The sequence below is a fragment of the Actinotignum schaalii genome, from assembly GCF_028864145.1.
GTDB lineage: Bacteria > Actinomycetota > Actinomycetes > Actinomycetales > Actinomycetaceae > Actinotignum > Actinotignum schaalii_B.
The window spans coordinates 1-605 of sequence record NZ_JARBHJ010000075.1 but is presented as its reverse complement, the minus strand read 5'-3'; the positions used below and the strand labels follow the sequence as shown (position 1 = coordinate 605).

General features: G+C 49.1%; 2 rRNA genes. Both read left to right on the top strand.

The features are described 5' to 3' along the window. Positions 1-102: ribosomal RNA gene (locus tag PWJ82_RS09520) — 16S ribosomal RNA — on the top strand; the annotation flags it as partial. 393 nt (positions 103-495) lie between these two features. After that, positions 496-605, top strand: a 23S ribosomal RNA gene (locus PWJ82_RS09515); the annotation flags it as partial.

Below are 605 nucleotides of genomic sequence, written 5' to 3'. Positions count from 1 at the left end.
CTAACCATTTTTTGGGGGGAGCGGTCGAAGGTGGGGCTGGCGATTGGGACGAAGTCGTAACAAGGTAGCCGTACCGGAAGGTGCGGCTGGATCACCTCCTTTCTAAGGATTTTTTTGCAAGGGACGCATGGGTGGGCCTGTTTGTGGGTTTGCTTGTTTTTGTTTTGTTTCTTGTGTTTGGGACGCGTAAAAAATGTGTGGCATGCAGGTTGCTTTCATCGTGTTGTGTGGTGGGGGTTGTTTGTGTGTTGTGGTTGGGCGTGCTGTTAGGCATTCGGACACTAGCTTGTCTGTTACTGCCCGTGGCTGGCTGATGGGACTGTTTGTTTTGTTGGTTGGTTGTGGTGTTGGTGTGGTGGTTGGTTGTCGCATAGTGAGCGTGAGCATCTTTATATGGCAAACATGTTTATGCCAGGGCCTTTTTTGGTTTTGGTTGTGTGTTTGTTTGTGATTTTGCGTAATTGACGATTTTGTTTTGAGTTTCTTGTGTTTTGTTTTTTGGTGTTGTAGGGCGTTTGGTGGATGCCTTGGTGCGTATGGGCCGAAGAAGGACGTTGTAGCCTGCGATATGCCTCGGGGAATTGGCTAGCGAGTGGTGATCCGAG